Here is a 20,034-nt window from a genome sequence, read left to right as displayed (position 1 = left end):
GATCCAAACGCCGTCGCGAGGTTGGTCCCGAGGGGAACTGATGGCGTGTCGCCCCTCGACCTCCGACGGCACCCCGTCCTCGCGCACGCGGCCGGTTGCCGTCAGGCGCTGTGGCAGGATCCTCCGCAGCACGACCCGCCCGACTCCGCGTCGCCGAGCAGGTTGAGTATCTCGGCGCTCTCCGCCGTCGCCGCGGACGCGATGCCGGCGTCGGCGTTCAGATCGCTCGTCTCGGTCTTGGTGTTCTCGCTCATCCGTGTTCCTCCGTTGTTCCTCAGTGGTTCGATGCGCCTTCGCGCAGCCCGAGCACCTGCTCGAGAGCCTCGGCAAAGGCCTCGGCCGACTGCGCGCCCGATACGGCGTACTTCTGGTCTATCAAGAAGAACGGTACTCCGCTCACGCCGAGCATGCGAGCGCGATCGATATCCCGCTCGACGGCCGCACCGTACGCCTCGTCGTCGAGCGCCGCGCGCACGGCGTGCGGATCAAGGCCCGCCTCGGCGCCGAGCCGCACGAGCGTTTCGGGATCCGACATGTCCTCCCCCTCGGAGAAGTAGGCCCGGAACAGGCGCTCCTGCAGCGCCGTCTGTGCACCGTGCTCCTTGGCGAGGTGCAGGATCCGGTGCGCCCGGGCGGTGTTCGCGTGCCGCACGCGATCGAACGCGAACGTCACGCCCTCCGCCTCGCCCAGCTGCGTCATCTGCCCGAGCATCTGCTCGACCTGCGAGGCGGGCATCCCCTTGTGCTTCACGAGGAAGTCGACCTCGCTGCCCGCGAAGTCGAGCGGGGTGTCGGGCGCCAGCTCGAAGCTGTGCCCCTCCACCTCCACCTGGACGTCGGGGCGGCTCTCGCGGAACGCGGCGACGCCCGCCTCGAAACGGTGCTTGCCCAGGTAGCACCACGGGCAGGCGATGTCGGACCAGATGTCGACTCTGATGGTTGCTGACATGATCGATAGAACTACCAGAAGACCCTTGGTATTCCGAGAAATTTCATCTCTCTGTCGACCTACAGAAGATCGGCGACGACATGTGGCGACACCATGCGAGCTCTTGGAGATCACTTCTGGCTTGCGTCAGCTACGCGTCCAGGGATCGATGAGCTCGACGCCGGTATCGGTGAAGTCTTTAACGTTCCTGGTGGCGACGGCGAAGCCGTGCACTGCGGCAGTCGCGGCTATGTAGCCATGCGCCATGGGCATGGGTCGTCCGACTGCCCGAGCCGTCACCGCGATCTCCGCATAGCGTCGCGCGGCTTCTTGATCGAAGGGGAGCACCCGCCCGGGGAACAGCCCCAGCAGTCGGTCGAGAGCGCTGGCGAGCCGGTCTTTCCGCCTCCCCGCAGGCAGCGCCCCGATACCGAAGAGCAACTCCGCAAAGGTCACGCTGGAAAGGTACAGCGTCTCTGCGGACTGCGCATTGAGCGAGCCCACAACCTCGGGCGTCGGCTCGGGCCGCATCGCTTCGGAGACGACGTTGGTATCGAGGACGATCACTGGAAGGTCAGAGGTTCTGCCGGGGTACGATCGCGCGATGCCTCGAGCGCGTCCACCTCACCCCCGGTGAGCGCAAGGTCTCGACCGAGCGATGAGAGCGCGTCGCCGAGCAGCACCCGTTGCGATGGCACGACTGCCGCGCGCAGAATCTCCCGCACTTCAGCCTCTGCGCTGCGGCCGTGCTCAGCTGCGCGCACGCGCAGTGCCCGATGTACTTCATCGGGCACATTCCGCACCGTCAGAACAGCCATGATGATCACCTCAGAACCCTCCGTGACAGCATTCCAACAGAATGCTGTCACTCATACGACGCGTCGCCAGAACCTCGTTACCCGAGAGCCCCATCGCGAGAGTCGACGACTGCTCCACCCGCGTCGCAAGAACCCCCGGCGTCGTACGCCTGCACCACGGGCACGCGATGTCGGACCAGATGTCGACCTGGATCTTCTCGCTCCTGCGGGGTACCGCACCGGGGCAGACCCGCTACTCCTGGCCGCGGCGGATGCGTTCCCGACGGCGCGACCGCGACGGCGATCACCCCTCCAGCACCCTGGCGCCTGGCACCGGGCCGGTCACGGTGAGCGCGCGCACTCGCGCCCGGCCGAGCACGCTGCGCAGCTCGGCGGCCGCCTGCGCGCTGCCGACGAGGAAGGCCACGGTGGGGCCGGATCCCGAGACGATGCCCGCCAGCGCCCCGCGCGACTCTCCCAGCTCGAGCATCTCGGCCAGCTCGGGAGCCAGCTTGAGCGCCGCGACCTGCAGGTCGTTGTGCATGGCCTCGGCCAGGGAGCCGGCGTCGCCCACCCGCACCGCCTGCAGCACCGCGGTGTCGACCTTCACGGTGTCCGGCTGACGGCCGAGTGCGTGCACGTGCGCGTCGCGGTGCTCGTCGAGCGCGCGGTAGACGACGGGGGTGCTGAGCCCCGTGTCGGAGAGCGCCAGCACCCAGTGGAAGACGCCCTTGGCGAGGGCGGGGCTCAACTCGTCCCCGCGGCCCGTGCCGACGGCGGTGCCCCCCTCCAGCGCGAACGGCACGTCGGCGCCGAGCTCGGCGGCGAGCGGCAGCAGCCCCGAGCGGCCGAGACCGGTGCCCCAGAGCTCGTCGCAGGCCACGAGCGTCGCGGCGGCGTCGGCGGATCCGCCGCCCATGCCACCCGCGATCGGCACCCGCTTGAACACCGTCAGCGCCGCCCCGCCCGCGTGGCCGGTGCGTTCGGCCAGCAGCCTGGCCGCGGCGAGCGCCAGGTTGCTGTCGTCGAGCGGCAGCCCGCTCGCGTCGATCGGGCCGGTGAAGCGCACCGAGAAGCCCTCGGCCGCGGCGGCCGTCACCTCCTCGAACAGCGAGACCGCCTGGTAGAGCGACGCCACCTCGTGGTACCCGTCCCTCTGAGGAGCGCCGACGCGGAAGAACACGTTGATCTTGCCCGGCGCCCGCACCGTGACCGATCGCATCCCCCTGGTGCTCATGCACTCAACGCTAGCGCACCGCCGCAGCCCGAAGACGCTACTCGTCCCAAGAGGCCCGGCCGCTGCTCCGGGCGATCGCCAGGTAATCGGCGATGCCGAGCTGCTCGGCGCGCGCGGTCGGCTCGACCCCCGCCCGCTCGATCGCCGCGACCGCGCGATCGAGCGGGCCCAGCACCGGCTGCAGCGCCTGCCGCAGCATCTTGCGGCGCTGCGCGAAGGCGGCATTGACCAACTCGAAGGCGAGGCGCCGCTCCCGCTCGTCGCCGCGCGGCTCCGCGAGCCGCTCGTAACCGACCAGCACCGAGTCGACGCCGGGCACCGGCCAGAAGATGCGGCGGCTCACCGTCCCCGCGATCCGCCACTCCCCGTACCAGGCGGCCTTCGCGCTCGGCACCCCGTACTCCTTCGACCCCGGCGCGGCCGCGATACGGTGGCCGACCTCGGACTGGACCATCACGAGGCCGCGGCGCAGCTCGGGGACGAGCTCGAGCAGGTGCATGAGGATCGGCACCGACACGTTGTAGGGCAGGTTCGCGACCATCACCTCGGGTGCCGCGGGCAGTCCCTCGAGCTGCTCCGCCGAGAGCTCCAGGGCGTCGCTGCGCATCACCCGCAGACGGGGCGCGTCCGGATCGGCGAAGATCTCCGGCTGCATCGCGCGCGCGGTCAGCGGCAGCTCCGCCGCCAGACGGTGATCGATCTCCACAGCCGTCACGTCGGCGCCCGCCTCGGTGAGGCCGAGCGTGAGCGATCCGAGCCCGGGCCCGACCTCGATGACGCGGTCGCCCGCGGCGACCCCGGCGAGGCGCACGATCTTGCGCACCGTGTTGGGGTCGATCACGAAGTTCTGGCCGAGCTTCTTGGTGGGCGACACGCCGAGGCGCTCCGCCAGCCCGCGCACCTCGGCGGGCCCGAGCAGTGCGGATCGCTCGGGCGGGAGCGCATCGCTCCCGCGCGCGCGCCGCGCCGGCCCCGCCGGGCCGGGCTCAGGCATCGACGCCTTCCGGATCCCACGGGCCGTAGACCCGCTCCGTATTGGCGGCGATGCGGGCGCACACCTCCTCGAGCGGCTGCTCGAGGGTCTCGGCCATGCGGCGAACCGTGTGGGGCAGGAGGTAAGGCGCGTTGGGGCGGCCTCGGAACGGCTCGGGGGTGAGGAACGGGGAGTCGGTCTCGGCGAGCACGAGCTCGGGCCGGGCCACCGTCAGCGCCTCGCGCAGCGCCGGGGCGTTCCTGAAGGTCGCGGTCCCCGCGAACGACATGTACCAGCCGTACTCGTTGCAGACGCGGGCGAGCCGCGCGTCGCCGGAGAAGCAGTGGAACACGGTGCGCTCGGGCGCCCCGACGCGCAGCAGCGTCGCCACGACCTCGTCGTGCGCGTCGCGATCGTGGATCTGCAGCGCGATGCCGTTGGCCTTCGCGATGTCGATGTGCGTCTCGAACGACTCGACCTGCGCCTCGCGGCCGTCCTCGCCGGTGCGGAAGAAGTCGAGCCCCGTCTCGCCGACCGCTCGCACGCGCGGCTGGGCGGCGAGACGGGAGATCTCCGAGAGCTGAGCGCTCAGGCAGCCCCGGGCGAACAGCTTCGGCGCCTCGTTGGGATGCAGCGCCACGGCCGCGAGCACCCGGGGATCGCTCTCGGCCAGCCGCGCGCTCCAGCGGCTCGTCTCGAGGTCGGTGCCCACCTGCACGACGCCTCGCACGCCCACCGCCGCCGCCCGGTCGAGCGAGTCGAGCGGATCGAGCTGGTCCACGCCGTCCTCGAACTCGAGGTGCGCGTGGTTGTCGTAGAGCGGGATCGGCAGCGGCTCCGGGCTCTCCGGCCGCGTCAGGTCGCGACCGTTCGAGCTCGCCCGCTTGCGCAGGCCGCCCTCGGGTGCACTCATCGGGAATCGGCCTCTGCCGCCGTGTGCAGCACCGGCCGCTCAGCAGAAGCCGCCGCTTCTGCTTCATTCGCAGCCTCGATGCGCGGGAACAGCACCGCGAGCGGCCGCTGCTCGGTTCCGGCGGGGAGACGCCCCCAATCCCCCGCCTCGCGGATCGGCTGCTCGGCGAGCGCGCCCAGCGCCGCCTCCGCGCCGAGCGCCGCCCACAGCTTCGCGGTGGCCTGCGGGATCACGGGGGCGAGCAGCACGGCGAGCACCCGCAGCCCCTCGGTGACGGTGTACAGCACGGTCGCGAGCCGCTCCCGCTGCTCCGGATCCTTCGCCAGCCTCCACGGCTCCTGCTCGGTGATGTAGCCGTTGAGGGCGTCGACCAGCTCCCACACGGCCGCGATCGCCTCGTGGATCGCGAACTCCTCGACGCGCTCGTCGGCGCGGGCCGCGACCGTCGCCGCGAGATCACGGATCGCCGCCTCGGCCTCGGTGTCGGCGATCGCCGAAGCCTCGGGTACGCGGCCGTCGAAGTACTTCCGGTTCATGGCGAGCGCGCGGCTCGCCAGGTTGCCGAAGCCGTTGGCCAGCTCGGCCTGGTAGCGGGCGGCGAGATCCTCCCAGCTGAAGGAGCCGTCGTGCCCGAAGGAGATGGCGCGCATGAAGTAGTAGCGGAACGCGTCCGAGCCGAAGGTTTCGGTGATCTCCTTAGGCGCGATGCCGGTGAGCTTCGACTTCGACATCTTCTCGCCCCCCACGAGCAGCCAGCCGTGCGCGAACACGCGATCCGGGACCTCGAGGCCCGCGGCCAGGAGCATCGCGGGCCAGATCACCGCGTGGAAGCGCAGGATGTCCTTGCCGACGAGGTGGTGGGCCGGCCAGCGCCGCCCGAATTGCGCGTCGTCCTGGCCGTAGCCGATCGCCGTGACGTAGTTGAGCAGGGCGTCGAACCAGACGTAGGTGACGTGGCTCGAGTCCCACGGGATCGGGACGCCCCAGTCGAAGGAGGTGCGCGAGATCGACAGGTCCTCGAGCCCCTGCTGCACGAACGCGATCACCTCGTTGCGCGCGCTCGCGGGCTGCACGAAACCGGGGCGCTCCTCGTAGAGGGCCAGCAGCCGATCCTGGAACGCGCTCATCTTGAAGAAGTAGTTCTTCTCCTGCAGCAGCTCGAGCGGCTTCGAGTGGATCGCGCACACCTTCTGCCCCTCGAACGCGCCCTCGCCGTCGACGATCTCGCTCTTCGGCTTGAACTCCTCGCAGCCCACGCAGTAGAGCGCCTCGAACTCGCCGGCGTACACGTGGCCGTCGTCGTACAGCTTCTGCAGGAACTTGGCGACGCCCTGCTCGTGCCGCGCCTCGGTCGTGCGGATGAAGTCGTCGTTGGAGATGTCGATCGTGTCGAGCAGCGGCTTCCACGCCGACTCGACGAGGCGGTCGGCCCACTCCTTCGGCGCCACCCCGTTCGCGGTCGCGGTGCGCAGGATCTTCTGGCCGTGCTCGTCGGTGCCCGTGAGGAACCAGGTGTCGTCCCCCGCCTGACGGTGCCAGCGCGCGAGCACGTCGGCCGCGACCTCGGTATACGCGTGCCCGATATGGGGCGCATCGTTCACGTAGAAGATGGGCGTGGTGAGGAAGAACGAGGAGGGGTCCGATGCCATGGGTTCCATTGTATTCGGAACCCCCGCACGCGATCCGCCGCGTTACGCCTCGGGACCCACGACGATCTCGGGCTCATGCCGCACGGGGAAGCTCACCGAGTTCGCGATGAAGCAGACCTCGCGCGCCTCGGCGTGCGCGGCCAGCGCCGCTTCGACCATCGAGGCGTCGGCGACCGTCACCCGCGGTCGCAGCAGCACCTCGGTGAAGGCCCCGCCCAGTCCCTCCTGCCGCATGGTGCCGACCGCCGCGTCCTCGTACGCGGTGACGACCACGCCCGCGCGCACGGCCATGTGCAGGTACGACAGCATGTGGCACTGCGCCAGGGCTGTGACGAGCAGCTCCTCGGGGTTCCAGCGATCCGCGTCGCCGTGGAAGGCGCGGTCGGCCGAGCCCTCGAGCGCCGCCTTGCCCTCCGCGCGGATGAGGAGCTGACGGCCGTAGTCCCGGTAGCCGCTGGTTCCGGATCCGCGGTTGCCGGTCCACTCGATCTCGACGCGGTACTCGTGCAGATCCCTCATGGGCCCAGCCTATCCCGGGCCCCGCCCGCCCGCCCGGTCGCACCGCCCCCGCCGGCCACCCCCACCCGGAATCGGTGTGCGCCTTTCGGCGGCTCCGCCGCGGGTGAAGCGTCCGGAAGGCGCACCTCGATCGGGGCGGGGGCGCGGCTCAGCGGATCCGCCGCACCCCGAGGGTAAGATCGACCGTATGAGCGAAGCCACCCTTACCCAAACCGGCATTCCCCAGCAGCGTCTCGTCGTCACCGAGATCCCCGGTCCCCGCTCACGAGAGATCCACGAGCGCCGCAGGGCCGTCGTGCCCCCCGGCGTGCACAGCGTGCTGCCCGTCTACATCGAGCGCTCGCACGACTCGATCGTCGTCGACGTCGACGGCAACCGGCTCGTCGACGTCTGCGGCGGCATCGGCGTGACCACGATCGGTCACACCGACGACGCCGTCGTCGCGGCGGCCACCGAGCAGCTGAACAGGGTCACCCACACGCTCTTCACCATGACCCCGTACGAACCGTACGTGCGGGTCGCCGAGCGCCTCGCCGAGCACGTGCCGGGCTCCACCCCCGCGAGCCCCTACAAGACCCTGCTCATGAACTCGGGCGCCGAGGCCGTCGAGAACGGCGTCAAGATCGCCCGCAAGCACACCGGCCGCCCCGGCGTCGCCGTGCTGGAGCACGCCTACCACGGCCGCACGATGCTGACCAGCAGCATGAACCACAAGGGCGCCCCCTACGCGCTCGGCTACGGCCCCCGCGCCGGCGACATCTACCGGGCCCCCAACTCCTACCCGCTGCACGACCGCCTGAGCGGGCCCGATGCCGCCGCGCGCACCATCGCGCACCTCGAGAAGGTGGCGGGCGCCGAGGATCTCGCCTGCCTCGTGGTCGAGCCGATCCAGGGCGAGGGCGGCTTCATCGTTCCCGCCGACGGCTACCTGCCGGCCCTCGCCGCCTGGTGCCGCGAGAACGGCATCGTCTTCATCGCCGACGAGGTGCAGGCCGGCATGGCCCGCACGGGCACCGTATTCTCGATCGAGCAGTTCGGCGTCGAGCCCGACATCGTGCTCTCGGCGAAGGGCATCGCCGGCGGCCTGCCGCTCGCGGGCATCACCGGCCGCGCCGAGATCATGGACAGGTCGCAGCCCGGCGGCCTCGGCGGCACCTTCGGCGGCAACCCCGTCTCGTGCGCCGCCGCGGTCGCGGTCTTCGAGCAGATCGAGCGCGAGGGCCTGCTCGCCGAGGCGAAGCGCATCGAGGCGAGCTTCACCGCCGGCCTGAACGGGCTCAGGCAGAAGTACCCGGCCATCGCCGAGGTGCGCGGCAGGGGCGCCATGCTCGCCATCGAGCTCGTGAAGCCGGGCACCCTCGAGCCCGACGCCGAGCTGGTCGCGAGGGTCATCGACTTCGCCGCTCAGCGCGGCGTCATCCTGCTGAACGCGGGCATCTACAACCAGGTGATCCGCTTCCTCCCCTCGCTCAAGATGAGCGAGGAGCTTATCGCCGACGTACTCTCGGTGCTCGACGAGGCCTTCGCCGCCGTCTGAACCGTCGTGCGGCCGGGCCGTCGTGCCGCCGACGACCGCCGGAAATCACATCGTGATCTCCTCCGTGCGGTCGTCGCCCACCGCGTGCACGTCGATCACGATCACGGTGACGTTGTCGCGGCCGGCGTTGTCGACGGCCTGCCGAACGAGCGTGCGCGCAGCCTCCTCGGCGGTGGGCTGGGTCGCCAGGAAGTGCTGGATGCCGATGTCGGTGAGCTCCTTGGTGAGGCCGTCGGAGCAGATGAGCAGGCGCTGGCCCGGGATCAGGGCGAGCGAGGTGTAGTCCGGGATCGGCGCCTCGTTGAAGCCGACCGCGCGGGTGATCACGTTGGCGTGCGGGTGGACCTCGGCCTCTTCCTCGGTGATCGCGCCGGTGTCGATGAGGTGCTGCACCACTGAGTGATCCACGGTGATCTGGCTGAGCGCGCCCTTGAAGTACTGGTAGACGCGGGAGTCGCCGATGTTGAAGACCTTCCAGGTCGGCTCGTCTTCCTGGCTGATGCAGACGCCCGTCACGGTGGTTCCCGCGCCCAGCTCGGTCTCCCCCGCGTCGAGCTCGATGTCGTCGACGGCGTCGCCGAGCATCTCGTCGATGTCCTGCTCGCTCACGCTCGTGCTGCCGCCGAGGTCCGCCAGGCGGCGCACGACCGCGGCAGAGGCGATCTCGCCCGCGGAGTGCCCGCCCATGCCGTCGGCGACCGCGAAGATGGGAGGCGTCGCCACGTAGCTGTCCTGATTGGTGTCGCGACGGCGGCCGGCGTCGGTCAGCGCGAACCACGAGAGCTCGATCTCGACATCGCTGTCGCTGCGGTAGCGCAAACGCCGATGCGACGCGTTTTCTCCGCGCGTCGTCACTGCTTCCGCTCCATAGACATCCTGAATATCCTATCGCGCCCCGGCGCGGCGCGATGACGCGGCCGCGGGCGCACCGAGCTCGGTGACGAGCGTGATCGCCCGGCCGTCCTCGGACACCGCCATCTCGAGCCCCTCGCCCGCCGCCCAGGCGAGCAGCTGCTCGACGCTGTCGACGGGAGCACCGTCCGCGGGAGCGCCCTCCGCGGGAGCACCGTCGAGTTCGGCCCCGGATCGCGCCAGCCGTCGCACCAGGTCTCCCTTGGCCGCCTTGTTGAAGTGGTTCAGCGCGCGCACCCGGCCGTCGTCGCCGCGCTGCACCACGCTGACGACGTGCGCCGCGGGCGCCGGGGCCAGCGCGGCGTAATCCTTCGAGCGCAGGTCGAGCACCAGGCCCGCGTCGGGCCACTCGAGCGCCGCGTGCGCCTCTCCCCACACCCGCTTGAGCGGGGCCCCGAGCTCGGGCAGGCGCGATCCGGCCGAGAGCCGATAGGCGGGGATCGGATCCCCCGCCCCGAGCAGCCCGAACAGCGCGGACTGCACCAGGACGTGCGCGTCGATCCAGGCCCGGGCGCCGGCGTCCAGCGAGCCGACGTGGAGCGCGTCGTAGAGCACGCCCGTGTAGCGCTCGATCGCGGGCATCACGCCGCTCGAGTCGAGTCGCAGATTGTGCTCGAGCTCGCCGCGATTCTTCGCCCCGAGCTTCAGCGCCCTGGCCGCGGCCTCCTCGTCGCGGCTCAGGCCGACGAGCGCCCCGCGCACCCGCTCCCGGGCCGCGCCGAGCGCGTCGGCAGCGCGCAGCGCGCCGGGATCCAGCGCCCCCGATCCCCCGACCCGCTTGGTCTCGGAGGGCGGCAGCAGCACGAGCATTCGGTGAACTCCTTGCGTGGGGTGAGCGGCCTCCCCCTCCGATCCCTCCCCGAGGACCCGGGACGGGGATGGGAGGGCACGAGGCGGCGGGCGGAGAGGACGACGAGAGGCCGGAACCGCTCACGAGGAGCGGCCTCCGGCCTCGGCGTCGGATGGCGAGAGCTACTGGATCAGAGCTGCCCTGCCGGCGACGATGGTCACGTTGTCGTGGTCGACGGAGAGGAAGCCCCCCTCGGCGTCGACCTTGACCTTCTCACCGTCGGCGGTGGTCACGCGCACCTCGCCATGCGCGAGCATGGCGAGCAGCGGCTCGTGGCCACCGAGGATGCCGATCTCGCCCTCCACCGTCTTCGCGACGACCTGGGCGGCGGTACCGGTCCAGACCTCGCGATCGGCGGAGACGACACTGACGTTGAGCGCCATGCTCAGGCCAGGTCCTTCTGCATCCTGGCCCAGTTCTCCTCGACGTCCGAGATGGCGCCGACGTTGAAGAAGGCCTGCTCGGCGACGTGGTCGAACTCGCCCTTGGCGATCGCGTCGAACGACTCGATGGTGTCCTTGAGCGGCACCGTGGAGCCCTCGACGCCGGTGAACTTCTTCGCCATGTAGGTGTTCTGCGAGAGGAACTGCTGGATGCGGCGGGCGCGGGCGACCGTGATCTTGTCCTCTTCGGAGAGCTCGTCGACGCCGAGGATCGCGATGATCTCCTGAAGCTCCTTGTTCTTCTGCAGGATCTGCTTGACCGTGGTGGCCACGCGGTAGTGGTCCTCGCCCAGGTAGCGGGGATCGAGGATGCGCGAGGTCGAGGTCAGCGGATCCACGGCGGGGTACAGGCCCTTCGAGGCGATCTCGCGGGAGAGCTCGGTGGTCGCGTCGAGGTGGGCGAAGGTGGTCGCCGGCGCCGGGTCGGTGTAGTCGTCGGCGGGCACGTAGATGGCCTGCAGCGAGGTGATCGAGTGGCCGCGGGTCGAGGTGATGCGCTCCTGCAGGATGCCCATCTCGTCGGCCAGGTTCGGCTGGTAGCCCACGGCGGAGGGCATGCGGCCGAGCAGCGTCGACACCTCGGAGCCCGCCTGGGTGAAGCGGAAGATGTTGTCGATGAACAGCAGCACGTCCTGCTTCTGCACGTCGCGGAAGTACTCCGCCATGGTCAGCGCCGACAGCGCGACGCGGAGACGGGTCCCCGGCGGCTCGTCCATCTGGCCGAACACCAGCGCGGTCTTGTCGAAGACGCCGGCCTCGTCCATCTCGTGGATGAGGTCGTTGCCCTCGCGGGTGCGCTCGCCCACACCGGCGAACACGGACACGCCGCCGTGATCCTGCGCCACTCGCTGGATCATCTCCTGGATCAGCACGGTCTTGCCGACGCCCGCGCCGCCGAACAGGCCGATCTTGCCGCCCTGCACGTACGGGGTGAGCAGGTCGATCACCTTGATGCCGGTCTCGAAGAGCTGCGTCTTCGACTCGAGCTGGTCGAAGGCCGGGGGCTCGCGGTGGATGCTCCAGCGCTCGCTGATCTCGATGGTCTCGCCCTCGGGCAGGTTGAGCACGTCGCCGGTCACGTTGAAGACCTTGCCCTTGGTGACGTCGCCCACGGGCACGGTGATGGAGTCGCCCGTGTCGACGACCTCCTGGCCGCGCACGAGGCCGTCGGTCGGCTTGAGCGCGATGGCGCGCACGAGGTTGTCGCCGAGGTGCTGGGCCACCTCGAGCACGAGCTTCATGGGCTCGGAACCCTCACCCAGGTGGATGGTGGTCTCGAGAGCGTTGTAGACGCCCGGGATCGCGTCGTGCGGGAACTCGATGTCGACGACGGGGCCGGTCACTCGAGCGATCCGCCCGACGACCTTCGTTGCGGCCTCAGTCGCCACTGCGGCGGTTTCGGTCATGTTTCTCTCTCTTCGTGCTTCTTCTAGCTCGACAGCGCGTCGGCGCCGCCTACGATCTCGGAAATCTGCTGGGTGATCTCGGCCTGGCGAGCGTTGTTCGCGAGGCGCGTGTAGTCGCGGATGAGCGAGTCGGCGTTGTCGCTCGCCGACTTCATCGCCTTCTGCGTCGCCGCGTGCTTCGCGGCCGCCGACTCGAGCATCGCGTTGAAGATGCGCGACTCGATGTAGGCCGGCAGCAACTGGTCCAGCACGGTGTCGGCGTCGGGCTCGAACTCGTACAGGGCCTCGGGGCCGGTGGCCGCCTCCGCGACGCCCTCCACCACCTGCAGCGGCAGCAGGCGGTGCACCTCGGGAACCTGGCTCACCATGCTGATGAGACGGTTGTAGACGAGGTGGATCTCCTGGGCGCCGCCCTCGGCCGCGGGCCGACTGAAGATCTCGAGCAGCGCCTCGGCGACCTCCTTGGCCGTCTCGAAGCTCGGGTTCTCGGTGTCACCGGTCCACACGCGCTCCGACGGACGGCGGCGGAAGGAGAAGTAGCCCTGGGCCTTGCGGCCGATCAGGTAGTAGACGACCTCCTTGCCCTCATCGCGGAGCAACTCGCTGAGCTCCTCCGCCTCGCGCAGCACCTGCGAGTTGAAGGCGCCCGCGAGACCGCGGTCGGAGGTGAAGATCACCACTGCCGCCCGCTCGACCGTCTCGGCCTCGGTGAGCAGCGGGTGGTCGGTGTTCGAGTGCGTGGCCACGGCCGAGACCGCACGCGTGATCGCGGTGGCGTAGGGCGTCGAAGCCTCGACGCGGGCCTTCGCCTTCTGAATGCGAGAGGCTGCGATCAGCTCCATCGCACGGGTGATCTTCTTGGTCGTCTGGGCAGAACGGATCTTCTGCCGGTAGACCCGAAGTTGCGCTCCCATGTCTCTCCTGTACTGGTCGGGGCTGGCTGGTCAAGCGGTTCGGGATCCGGTGGGGGCTCCCGCCCCCACCGATCCGTCGCTACTTCTTGACGACCAACTGCTCCTGCTTGATCTCTGCCTCGTCGAGCGCGTCGAACTGCTCGTTCAGGCTCTTGCCGGACGACGTGCGGAACTCGCTCTTGAACCGCTCGATCTGCGCCTTGAGCTCGGCGACGGTGTCGTCGTCGAGCACGCTGGTCGAGCGGAGCGTGTTCAGCGCCTCCGAGTTGCGGCCCAAGTAGTCGAGGAACTCGCGCTCGAAGCGCAGGATGTCCTCGACCGGCACCTCGTCGAGGTAGCCGTTGGTGCCGGCCCAGATGGAGACCGTCTGCTCCTCGACCGGGTACGGCGTGTACTGCGGCTGCTTGAGGAGCTCGGTGAGGCGGGCGCCGCGCTCCAGCTGCTTGCGGCTGGCGGCGTCGAGGTCGGACGCGAACATGGCGAACGCCTCGAGCGCTCGGTACTGGGCCAGCTCGAGCTTGAGCGTGCCGGAGACCTTCTTGATCGACTTGACCTGCGCGTCGCCGCCGACGCGCGACACCGAGATGCCCACGTCGACCGCCGGGCGCTGGTTGGCGTTGAAGAGGTCGGACTGCAGGAAGATCTGGCCGTCGGTGATCGAGATCACGTTGGTCGGGATGTAGGCCGACACGTCGTTGGCCTTGGTCTCGATGATCGGCAGGCCGGTCATCGATCCGGCGCCCAGCTCGTCCGAGAGCTTCGCGCAGCGCTCGAGCAGGCGGGAGTGCAGGTAGAACACATCGCCCGGGTAGGCCTCGCGCCCCGGCGGGCGGCGCAGCAGCAGCGACACGGCGCGGTAGGCCTCGGCCTGCTTCGACAGGTCGTCGAAGATGATGAGCACGTGCTTGCCGTCGTACATCCAGTGCTGGCCGATGGCCGAGCCGGTGTACGGCGCCAGGTACTTGAAGCCGGCGGGGTCGGAGGCCGGCGAGGCGACGATGGTGGTGTACTCCATCGCGCCCGCGTCCTCGAGCGCGCCCTTCACGGAGGCGATGGTCGAGCCCTTCTGCCCGATCGCCACGTAGATGCAGCGCACCTGCTTGGTGACGTCGCCCGACTCCCAGTTGGCCCTCTGGTTGATGATCGTGTCGATCGCGATGGCGGTCTTGCCGGTCTGGCGGTCACCGATGATGAGCTGACGCTGGCCGCGGCCGACCGGGATCATCGCGTCGATCGCCTTGATGCCGGTCTGGAGCGGCTCGTGCACCGACTTGCGCTGCATCACGCCGGGGGCCTGCAGCTCGAGGGCGCGACGGCCCTCGACGCCGGCGATCTCGCCGAGGCCGTCGATCGGGTTGCCGAGCGGATCGACCACGCGGCCGAGGTAGCCCTCGCCCACGGGAACCGAGAGCACCTCGCCGGTGCGGGTGACCGGCTGGCCCTCCTCGATGCCGGTGAACTCGCCGAGCACGACGACGCCGATCTCGTTCTCCTCGAGGTTCTGCGCCAGGCCGAGCGTGCCGTCCTCGAAGCGCACCAGCTCGTTCGCCATCACGCCGGGGAGTCCCTCGACGTGGGCGATGCCGTCAGCGGCGTCGACCACGGAGCCGACCTCGGTCTTCTCCGCCTGGGTCGGCTCGTACGACGCTGCGAAGTCCTTCAGCGCGTCGCGGATCTCGTCCGGGCTGATTGAGAGTTCTGCCATTTCGTTTCCTCTGTCTGGTCCGGAAGCGCCGCCCCCGGGGGTGAAAAGTTGTGCCTTAAGCTGCGAGCCGCTGCCGGAGATCGTCCAGGCGGGCGCGGACGCTGCCGTCGATCACGTCGTCGGCGAGTTGGATGCGCACCCCGCCGACCAGCCCGGGATCGACGACGGTCGTGATCTTGACCGGTCGGCCGGCCGACTGCTCGAGCGCGCGGGCCAGACGATCCTGCTGCTCCGCGGAGAGCGGCGCCGCGACGGTGACGGTCGCGAGCTCGCTGCCGACCTGGTCCGCGGCGGTGCGGGCCGCCTGGCGCAGCGTGGCGTCGAGGCGCCGACCGCGCGGATTGGCCACGAAGTGGCTGACGACCGCCACGGCCGATGCGGAGGTCTTGCCCGAGAGCAGCCGCTGCACGAGGGCGACCTTGCCTGCGGGTTCCGCGAGCTTGCTGCCCAGGCTGAGCTGCAGCTCGTGGTTGCGATCCACCAGGTCGGCGACCGCGAGCAGCTCGTCGAAGAGCGCGGGATTGGCGACGCCCTCGGCGCGCAGGCCGAGCTCCTCGACCCCCGCGACGAACTCGTCGACGTTCGACCACCGGGCCTGCACCGCGGCGGCGAGCACGGAGCGCGCGTCAGCGGAGAGCCCGCCGAACAGCCGCTCGACCAGCCGGGCCTTCGCCTCGACGGGGGCCGAGGCGTCGCCGAGGGAGGCGGCGAGCGCCGGGCTCTCGGCGATGCGGCCCGCCGCCTGCAGCAGTTCGCCGCCGGCGGCCTGATCGAGCCCCGCACGCAGCGCGGTGCGGGCCTGGGTCAGTGCTTCGCGTGACGCGCTTCCCATTACTTCGCCGCCTTCTCGGATGCCTCGAGATCGGCGAGGAAGCGATCGACGAGCGCCGAGGCCTTCTGGTCGTCGGTCAGGCTCTCGCCGACCACGCTCGAGGCGAGGTCGATGGCGAGCGACCCGACGTCCTTGCGCAGGGAGACCACCGCGGTCTGGCGCTCCGCCTCGATCTGCGCCTGCGCGGCCTGGGCGATGCGGGCCTGCTCGGTGGTGGCGTCCTCCTTGGCCTTCGACACGATCTTCGCAGCATCGGCACGAGCCGCCTCGCGGATCTCGCCGGCCTCCTGGCGGGCGCTGGCGAGCTGCGCGGTGTACTCCTGCAGCGCGGCCTCGGCCTTCGCCTGGGCCTCGTCGGCCTTGGCGATGTTGCCCTCGATGGCCTCGGCGCGCTCATCGAGCATCGTCCGCATCTTGGGGAGGAAGACCTTCCAGAACGCGACGAGGATGATGGCGAAGACGACCGCAGACCAGACGATGTCGTAGGTCGCCGGGACGAGCGGATTCTGATTCGCTCCCTCTGCAGCGACGTAGACTGCGTTAATCATCGAGCCTCCCTTTCGAGACTAGGGAAGTGGATCGATCAGTTGGTGAAGATGAACGGCGTCGCGATCGCGATGAACGCGAGTGCCTCGGTGAACGCGATGCCGATCCACATCAGCACCTGGAGGCGGCCGGCGAGCTCGGGCTGACGGGCGACGCCCTCGATGGTCTTGCCGACGACGATGCCCACGCCGATGGCGGGGCCGATGGCGGCGAGGCCGTAGCCGACGGTTGCGATGTTGCCCGAGATAGCAGCGAGAACAGACACGTTGTGTGTTTCCTTCCGTATGGTGAGCGCGGCGGACGCCGAGCCCCGTGTGGTTTAGTGCTCTTCAGCCAGCGCGAGCTGGATGTAGACAGCCGTGAGAAGCGTGAAGACGTAGGCCTGCAGGACCGAGACGAGAATCTCGAAGAGGGTGAAGGCGAAGCCGAAGGCCAGGGTGCCGACGCCGAACAGTTTGAAGAAGCCCTCGCCCGAGAAGAGGAAGAACTGGGTCGCGGCGAACAGCAGCACGAGCAGCAGGTGGCCGACCATCATGTTCATGAGGAGTCGCAGCGTGAGGGTGACGGGCCGGATGACGAAGGTCGAGATGAACTCGATCGGGGTCACGATGATGTAGATCGGCTTCGGAACCCCGGAGGGGAACAGCGAGTTCTTGAAGAAGTTGCCCGGGCTCTTCTTGATACCCGCGTAGATGAAGGTGACGTACGACACGACGGCGAGCACGAGCGGGAAGCCGATCACCGATGTTGCGGCGATGTTCAGGGCGGGCACGACGCCCGTGACGTTGAACGCGAGGACCGAGAAGAAGATCGCGGTGAGAATCGGCAGGAAACGACGGCCGTCGACCTTGCCGAGCAGGTCCTCGGCGATGTTGACGCGCACGAAGTCGAGCGCCATCTCGGTGAGCGACTGCCCACGGGTGGGGATCACGCGCATTCTGCGCGTGCCGAGCCAGAAGAGCAGCAGCAGCAGGGCGGTCATGAGGATCCGGATCAGCATGATCCGGTTCATCGCGAATGGCGTCCCCTCGAACAGCACGATCTCGGGGAAGAATTCGGCCATCGTCGGCGGCTTGAACCCGCCACCGCTCTCTTGCGCGGTGAATACGGGGGCCACGAGTTGCATAGCGTTAGCGAACAGCGCCATTCTCCTGACTTAGGTGCAGACACGCTGCACGATGTCGAACGGTGGTCGTGCCCCGGCAGAATATAGGCATAGATCAAGCCCGCACAGCAGGGAACACGTCAATCCTAACAACAATTTCGCCGGAGGAGAAACCGGAACCGACCGACCGGCCCCACGGCGTCACGCCGCCTCGCGGGGCCGGCGCTACGGGCTCTGCACAACCGGAATACGCGACCTGACGATGATGATCACGTCGAGCGCGAGCGACGCGAAGACGCTGGCGATCACGCCGAAGAACATGACCCGCGTATCGAGCCACTCCCGGTCCCTCAACAGGACGACCGCGAGGATGAACAGGATGAATTTGAACACCCAGCTGCCGAGCACGATCCCGAAGAACGCGGTGATGTAGAAATCGCGCTCGACGAAGCGGTTGGCGAAGGCGATGCTGCCCACCGTCATCAGCAGGAACAGGCCTCCGAGACCCGCTCCGATGATCCCGCCCCACAGGCCGGGAGACTCCGACACCAGCCATCCGATGACGGCGAAGGCCGCGACGAGCACGCCGGTGACCGCGAACCCCCACCGCAGCGCCCTCAGCAGCACGGGCTGAGACGTCGGCATGGAACGGGTCGTGTCGGGCGCGGAACTCTCCGGCTGCACTGCGGGGCTGCTCACTCCTGGGTCCTCTCCTTCGGCTCGCCCGCGGCTGCGAGCGCGTCGGGGCCGGCATCCTCGTTCCCGGTCGGCCGCTTCAACCGTACCAAGCGTCGCTGCGCGCGTGCTGCGCGCAGCCGCGAGGCGGGCAGGAGCAGCAGCGCCGCGCACGCCACGCCCCCGAGCACCAGCACGGCGATCGGCAGCACCAGGCTCTGCAGGATGAAGACGAGCAGCAGCGCGACCGAGAGCACCGCCGTGCCCAGGTAGAAGATGAGCACGGCCTGCAGGGGCGAGTGCCCCATGTCGAGGAGGCGATGGTGCAGGTGCAGGCGGTCGGCGGAGAACGGGCTCTTGCCGGCTCGCAGGCGACGGATCACCGCCAGCGAGAAGTCGGCGAGCGGCAGCGCGAGCACCGCGACGGGCAGGATGATGGGAATGTACGCGGCCAGCACGAGCTTCTGGTCGAGCGCAGCCGGGTTGAGCTCGCCCGTCACCGAGACCGTCGAGGTGGCCATGAGCAGGCCGACGAGCAGGGCGCCGGCGTCCCCCATGAACATGCGCGCGCGATGCCAGTTGAACGGCAGGAACCCGACGCAGATGCCCACCACCACCACCGCGATGAGGCCGGCGAACGCCACCGAGTCGAACTGACCCATCTGCGCGTGCAGCAGGAGCGTGTAGATGAAGAAGAGCGAGTTCGCGATGATCGCGACGCCCGCCACGAGCCCGTCGAGACCGTCCACGAAGTTGACTGCGTTCATCACGAGCGTCATGAGGAACACGGTGAGCACGAAGTTCACGGCCGGCGAGCCCACGATGAGGGTGTCGCCGAAGGGCAGCGACACGATCTGCACGCCGTTCCACGCGAGCAGCCCGGCCGCCGCGAGCTGGGCGGCGAGCTTGATCATCCAGTCGAGATCGAGCAGGTCGTCGAGGATCCCCACGACCGCGATGACCGCGCACGCCCCGAGCAGCGCCCACATCCTCGACCCCTGGGCGTAGAGCGGCGCGAACTCCTCCTGCGTGCCCGCGATCCCGAACGCCGCGAGGATGCCGAGGAACATGGCGACGCCGCCGAGCCGGGGCGTCGGGGTGCGGTGCACGTCGCGCGCGCGCACCTCGGGTGCGAGGCGGTACCTGCGGCTCAGCCGCAGCACGGCGTACGACGCCGCGGCGGTGACGATGGCCGCCACCGCGATGACCACCAGGTAGGGCAGCACGTCAGTCCCCGAAGGACACCCCGGGCAGCAGCTCGGCGATCGCCTCGCGGCTCACCCCGCCCTCGCGCAGCACGCGCAGCTCGCCGCCCTCCTCGGCGAGTCCCGTCGCATCGACGATCGTGGAGGCGAGCCCGTCGCCCTCGGCCTCCCCCGCCTCGAGGTAGACGGCGACCGCGTCGCCGAGCATCTCCCGCGCCGCCTCCGCCGTCCGCCCGGCGGGCTCCCCGGTCCGGTTCGCCGACGAGACGGCGAGCGGCCCGGTCTCCTCGAGCAGTTCGAGCGCCAGCGGATGGTTCGGGATGCGCAGGGCCACCGTGCCGCCCGTCTCGCCGAGGTCCCAGCTGAGGGAGGGGTTGGCCCGGACGATGATGGTGAGGGCACCGGGCCAGAAGGTTTCGGCGAGCAGCGTCAGCGGAGCGGGGACCTCGGCGGCCAGGGCGGCGAGCGTGCCGGTGTTCGGGATCAGCACCGGCGGCGGCGACTGACGGCCGCGGCCCTTGGCGTCGAGCAGGCGCTGAACGGCCTCGGGCGCGAAGGCGTCGGCAGCGACCCCGTAGACCGTGTCCGTCGGAATCACCGCGAGTTCCCCCCGGCCGATCGCCCGGCGCGCCGTGCGCACCCCGGAGAGCAGCTGGAAACCATCGGAGCAATCGAAGACCTCGGCCATAAGTTCCAAGCCTACTCCTGCTCCGCCCCGGCATTCCCGTGAACCGGGGCCTCTCCGCCCCGCCGGCCCGCCGCCCGCCGGACCCCGCATCGCACGAACCCGAATCGGTGTGCGCCTTTTCGCCGCTCGAGAGCGGATGAAGCGTCCACAAGGCGCACACGGATCGCGGGAACGGGGCGCGGATCGCGGGAACGGGGCGC

23 protein-coding genes are annotated in these 20,034 nt (G+C 69.7%); 1 reads left to right on the top strand and 22 read right to left on the bottom strand.

Annotated elements, in window-relative coordinates; translation table 11 throughout:
* Positions 1–101: 101 nt before the first annotated feature.
* From D1J51_RS17875 to D1J51_RS07695, 9 genes are all read right to left on the bottom strand, one after another.
* Positions 102–254, bottom strand: a complete 153-nt coding sequence (locus D1J51_RS17875; RefSeq protein WP_162903713.1) for a hypothetical protein — start codon at positions 252–254, stop codon at positions 102–104.
* A 20-nt stretch (positions 255–274) separates the two neighbouring features.
* Positions 275–949 (bottom strand): DsbA family oxidoreductase, encoded by a 675-nt coding sequence (locus tag D1J51_RS07730; protein ID WP_119074605.1) that lies wholly within the window; start codon positions 947–949, stop codon positions 275–277.
* 126 nt (positions 950–1,075) lie between these two features.
* Positions 1,076–1,495 (bottom strand): type II toxin-antitoxin system VapC family toxin, encoded by a 420-nt coding sequence (locus D1J51_RS07725; RefSeq protein WP_119074604.1) that lies wholly within the window; start codon positions 1,493–1,495, stop codon positions 1,076–1,078.
* On the bottom strand, positions 1,492–1,746 hold the full coding sequence (locus D1J51_RS07720; RefSeq protein WP_119074660.1) for a FitA-like ribbon-helix-helix domain-containing protein: 255 nt from the start codon (positions 1,744–1,746) through the stop codon (positions 1,492–1,494). The genes D1J51_RS07725 and D1J51_RS07720 overlap by 4 nt, the downstream gene beginning before the upstream one ends.
* 283 nt (positions 1,747–2,029) lie before the next feature.
* The gene (locus D1J51_RS07715; RefSeq protein ID WP_240423038.1) at positions 2,030–2,962 is read right to left on the bottom strand and encodes a 4-(cytidine 5'-diphospho)-2-C-methyl-D-erythritol kinase; all 933 of its coding nucleotides are present in this window, start codon (positions 2,960–2,962) and stop codon (positions 2,030–2,032) included.
* 37 nt (positions 2,963–2,999) lie between these two features.
* Entirely contained in the window at positions 3,000–3,956 is a 957-nt protein-coding gene (gene rsmA, locus D1J51_RS07710; RefSeq protein WP_119074602.1) for a 16S rRNA (adenine(1518)-N(6)/adenine(1519)-N(6))-dimethyltransferase RsmA, read from the bottom strand.
* Positions 3,949–4,848: a TatD family hydrolase gene (locus tag D1J51_RS07705; protein WP_119074601.1), complete on the bottom strand. Its 900-nt coding sequence runs from the start codon at positions 4,846–4,848 to the stop codon at positions 3,949–3,951. The genes rsmA and D1J51_RS07705 overlap by 8 nt, the downstream gene beginning before the upstream one ends.
* Positions 4,845–6,497 carry a methionine--tRNA ligase gene (gene metG / locus D1J51_RS07700; protein WP_119074600.1) on the bottom strand — a complete coding sequence of 551 codons (1,653 nt, stop codon included), beginning with the start codon at positions 6,495–6,497 and terminating at the stop codon, positions 4,845–4,847. Before metG ends, D1J51_RS07705 begins: the two co-directional genes overlap by 4 nt.
* 42 nt (positions 6,498–6,539) lie before the next feature.
* Entirely contained in the window at positions 6,540–7,016 is a 477-nt protein-coding gene (locus D1J51_RS07695; RefSeq protein ID WP_119074599.1) for an OsmC family protein, read from the bottom strand.
* Positions 7,017–7,203: 187 nt separating this feature from the next.
* On the opposite strand from D1J51_RS07695, the gene D1J51_RS07690 reads away from it, so the two are divergent.
* A complete protein-coding gene (locus tag D1J51_RS07690; protein ID WP_119074598.1) occupies positions 7,204–8,553 on the top strand; it encodes an aminotransferase class III-fold pyridoxal phosphate-dependent enzyme in 1,350 nt (449 codons plus the stop codon).
* A 45-nt stretch (positions 8,554–8,598) separates the two neighbouring features.
* Here the strand turns inward: D1J51_RS07690 and D1J51_RS07685 are convergent, their stop codons facing one another.
* From D1J51_RS07685 to D1J51_RS07625, 13 genes are all read right to left on the bottom strand, one after another.
* Positions 8,599–9,372, bottom strand: a complete 774-nt coding sequence (locus tag D1J51_RS07685) for a PP2C family protein-serine/threonine phosphatase (RefSeq protein ID WP_162903712.1) — start codon at positions 9,370–9,372, stop codon at positions 8,599–8,601.
* 66 nt (positions 9,373–9,438) lie between these two features.
* Positions 9,439–10,275, bottom strand: coding sequence for a YaaA family protein (locus D1J51_RS07680; protein ID WP_119074596.1), 837 nt, complete (start codon positions 10,273–10,275; stop codon positions 9,439–9,441).
* A 162-nt stretch (positions 10,276–10,437) separates the two neighbouring features.
* Complete coding sequence (locus tag D1J51_RS07675) at positions 10,438–10,698, bottom strand: F0F1 ATP synthase subunit epsilon (RefSeq protein ID WP_119074595.1); 261 nt, start codon at positions 10,696–10,698, stop codon at positions 10,438–10,440.
* Positions 10,699–10,700: 2 nt separating this feature from the next.
* Positions 10,701–12,164, bottom strand: coding sequence for a F0F1 ATP synthase subunit beta (gene atpD, locus D1J51_RS07670; protein ID WP_119074594.1), 1,464 nt, complete (start codon positions 12,162–12,164; stop codon positions 10,701–10,703).
* A 23-nt stretch (positions 12,165–12,187) separates the two neighbouring features.
* Positions 12,188–13,078, bottom strand: a complete 891-nt coding sequence (locus tag D1J51_RS07665; RefSeq protein WP_119074593.1) for a F0F1 ATP synthase subunit gamma — start codon at positions 13,076–13,078, stop codon at positions 12,188–12,190.
* 79 nt (positions 13,079–13,157) lie between these two features.
* Positions 13,158–14,783 carry a F0F1 ATP synthase subunit alpha gene (gene atpA, locus D1J51_RS07660; RefSeq protein ID WP_119074592.1) on the bottom strand — a complete coding sequence of 542 codons (1,626 nt, stop codon included), beginning with the start codon at positions 14,781–14,783 and terminating at the stop codon, positions 13,158–13,160.
* Between the two features lie 55 nt (positions 14,784–14,838).
* Positions 14,839–15,615 (bottom strand): F0F1 ATP synthase subunit delta, encoded by a 777-nt coding sequence (locus D1J51_RS07655; protein ID WP_119074591.1) that lies wholly within the window; start codon positions 15,613–15,615, stop codon positions 14,839–14,841.
* Complete coding sequence (locus tag D1J51_RS07650; protein WP_119074590.1) at positions 15,615–16,163, bottom strand: F0F1 ATP synthase subunit B; 549 nt, start codon at positions 16,161–16,163, stop codon at positions 15,615–15,617. The genes D1J51_RS07655 and D1J51_RS07650 overlap by 1 nt, the downstream gene beginning before the upstream one ends.
* A 35-nt stretch (positions 16,164–16,198) precedes the next feature.
* A complete protein-coding gene (gene atpE, locus D1J51_RS07645; RefSeq protein ID WP_119074589.1) occupies positions 16,199–16,426 on the bottom strand; it encodes an ATP synthase F0 subunit C in 228 nt (75 codons plus the stop codon).
* A 54-nt stretch (positions 16,427–16,480) separates the two neighbouring features.
* Positions 16,481–17,308, bottom strand: coding sequence for a F0F1 ATP synthase subunit A (gene atpB / locus D1J51_RS07640; protein WP_119074588.1), 828 nt, complete (start codon positions 17,306–17,308; stop codon positions 16,481–16,483).
* Between the two features lie 183 nt (positions 17,309–17,491).
* A complete protein-coding gene (locus D1J51_RS07635) occupies positions 17,492–17,965 on the bottom strand; it encodes a 3-oxoacyl-ACP reductase (protein WP_240423036.1) in 474 nt (157 codons plus the stop codon).
* Positions 17,962–19,167 (bottom strand): MraY family glycosyltransferase, encoded by a 1,206-nt coding sequence (locus D1J51_RS07630; RefSeq protein ID WP_119074587.1) that lies wholly within the window; start codon positions 19,165–19,167, stop codon positions 17,962–17,964. Before D1J51_RS07630 ends, D1J51_RS07635 begins: the two co-directional genes overlap by 4 nt.
* Position 19,168: 1 nt before the next feature.
* On the bottom strand, positions 19,169–19,834 hold the full coding sequence (locus D1J51_RS07625; protein ID WP_119074586.1) for an L-threonylcarbamoyladenylate synthase: 666 nt from the start codon (positions 19,832–19,834) through the stop codon (positions 19,169–19,171).
* Between the last annotated feature and the right edge of the window lie 200 nt (positions 19,835–20,034).

This window comes from Leucobacter sp. wl10, assembly GCF_003569785.1.
Taxonomy (GTDB): Bacteria; Actinomycetota; Actinomycetes; order Actinomycetales; family Microbacteriaceae; genus Leucobacter.
This window is presented reverse-complemented; position numbering and strand designations above follow the sequence as displayed.